2 protein-coding genes are annotated in these 2577 nt (G+C 73.4%); both read left to right on the forward strand.

The window, feature by feature from the left end:
• The first annotated feature begins 21 nt into the window (after positions 1-21).
• Positions 22-1590, forward strand: a complete 1569-nt coding sequence (locus AA75_RS24415; protein ID WP_082526786.1) for a threonine/serine exporter ThrE family protein — start codon at positions 22-24, stop codon at positions 1588-1590.
• 60 nt (positions 1591-1650) lie between these two features.
• Positions 1651-2577, forward strand: a 927-nt coding sequence (locus AA75_RS24420; RefSeq protein WP_199520401.1) for a hypothetical protein, incomplete at its 3' end; no start/stop codon positions are given.

Genomic DNA, 2577 nt, shown 5'->3' on the forward strand with positions numbered 1-2577 from the left:
GTCCCGCTCGCCCCGGCCCCCCTGCAGACCGACGGCCTGCTCACCCCGGCCCCCGCCGAGCAGGCCCGCAGCCTCGCCGAGGACACCCTCACCCCCGACGACTGGCGCGCCGCCGGCTACACCCCGGCCACCGGCCTCGCCGTCCCGCACCTGCAGCCCGGCGGCCCCGGCAGCGCACCCTGGCCCGACCGGATGCGGACCCTGCTGCGCACCCCCATGGCGGAGCGCCCCGCCTTCGAACGGACCGCCCGCGAACTGCACCCCTCCGCCGTCGGCCGCAACATCCCGCGCATCCTCGACCTCACCCTGCGGATCGGTGAACTGCTGCTCGCCAGCGGCGAGGCCGCCGAGGACGTCGAGGCCGCCATGCTCGGCATCGCCCACGCCTACCGGCTGGACCACTGCGAACCGCAGGTCACCTTCACCCTGATCTCGGTCTCCCACCAGCCCTCGCTCACCGAGGCGCCGGTCACCGCCGACCGCGTGGTCCGCCGCCGCACCTCCGACTACACCCGCCTCGCCGCCGTCTACCGCCTGGTCGCCGACATCACGGCCGAACAGGTCAGCATCAACGACGCCTACCGCCGGCTCGCCCGGATCCGCCGCAACCGCCACCCCTACCCGGTCTGGCTGCTCGCCCTCGCCACCGGCCTGCTGGCCGGCGCGGCCACCTTCCTGGTCGGCGGGCAGCTCGACGGCAAGGCCTGGCTGGTCTTCGGCAGCGCCTTCGTGGCCTCGGTGCTCGGCGACCGGCTCGCCTCCCTGATCGCCCACCGCGGCCTGCCGGAGTTCTACCAGTTCGTGGTCGGCGCGATGCCCGCCGCCGCCTTCGGCATAGCCCTCTCCTTCAACGACTGGCACCTGCGCGGCTCCGTGGTCATCACCGGCGGACTGTTCGCCCTGCTCCCGGGCCGGGCCATGGTCGCCGCCGTGCAGGACGGCCTCACCGGCTTCTACATCACCGCCGCCGCCCGGCTGCTCGAAGTCGTCTACCTGGTGGCCGGCATCGTGATCGGCGTGATGCTGGTGCTGTACGTCGGCGTCAACTTCAACGCCCGGCTGCGGCCCGACGAGAGCCTGATCGGCTCCGTCGACCCGCCGCTGCAACTGGCCGCCGCGATGGTGCTCACCGCCGCCTTCGCCATGCTGCTCCAGACCGACCGCCGCACCCTGCCGCTGGTGGTGCTCAACAGCTGCATCGGCTGGTCCACGTACGGGGTGCTGGCCTACAACGCGGGGATCTCGCCGATCGTCTCCACCGGTATCGCCGCCGGCCTGGTCGGCTTGTTCGGCCAGCTCACCGCCCGCTACCGGTACGCCTCCGCACTGCCCTACGTGACCGCCGCGATCGGTCCGCTGATGCCCGGATCCGCGCTCTACCTGGGCATGCTCTCGCTCGCCCAGGGGCATGCCAGCGCCGGACTGGTCTCCATCACCCGGGCCGCCGCCATCGCGATGGCGCTGGCGATCGGCGTGAACCTGGGAGGCGAGGTCGCGCGTCTGTTCATGAAGGCACCCGGCGCGGCCGACCGCCTCGCGCCCCAACTGCTGGTACCCCGGCGGGCGGCCAAGCGCACCCGGGGGTTCTGACCGGACGTTAGCCCGGCACCGGAGGAGCCCGCCGCACGACCCGACGAAGGCAGTACCACGATGATCGGCACCCTGCTGGACAGCTACCGCGACCACATCGTCGCGACCCACAAGCAACCGCTGCTCCTGCTGCTGGTCGGCTTCATCACCTCCTTCGTCTGCATCCGCTTCAGCGTCCGCATGATCCGCGCCAAGGTCCGCTGGTGGCCCGGCAACATCACCCCCGGCGGCCTGCACATCCACCACATGGTCTTCGGCCTCGGCTTCCTGCTGGTCGGCGGCATCGGCGTGATCGCCACCAACGGCGGCCACCCCTGGATCAACTGGTTCAGCCTCAGCTTCGGCATCGGGTGCGGGCTGGTCCTCGACGAGTTCGCCCTGATCCTGCACCTCGACGACGTCTACTGGGGCGAGCAGGGCCGCAAGTCGGTGGACGCCGTGATCCTCGGCATCCTGATCACCGCCCTGCTGCTCACCGGGTACGTCCCGCTCGGCGCCGTACCCGGGCAGACCGCGCCGGCCGGCTGGGGGCACTGGGGCCTGACCGCCGGTATCTCCGTCAACGCGCTGCTCTCGGTCATCGCCCTGCTCAAGGGCAAGATGTGGACCGGCATGCTCGGCATCATGGTGCCCGGCCTGTCCGCGGTCGGCGCCGTCCGGCTGGCCAGGCCCAGCAGTCCCTGGGCCCGCTGGCGGTACGCGGACCGGCCGCGCCGGCGACGGCGGGCGGTGCGCCGCGAACGGCTGCTGCACGCCCGCGCCGACCGTGCCCGCACCTGGCTCTTCGACCTGATCGCCGGAGCACCCGACAAGGTCCCCGCCCACCACACGGCCACCCACCGGGTCGCCGAACGGATGGCCGCCCGGGCCACCGCCCACCTCGACGCCCACGCGGCCCGCTCGCTGGCCCGGCGCTCCGCCCGGCTCGCCGACCGCCGCTCCTCGGCCTCCCCGGCCGCCCGCCCGGGCCCGCACCCCGGCCCGCGC

It is taken from the genome of Kitasatospora sp. MBT63, from assembly GCF_000710465.2.
GTDB lineage: Bacteria > Actinomycetota > Actinomycetes > Streptomycetales > Streptomycetaceae > Kitasatospora.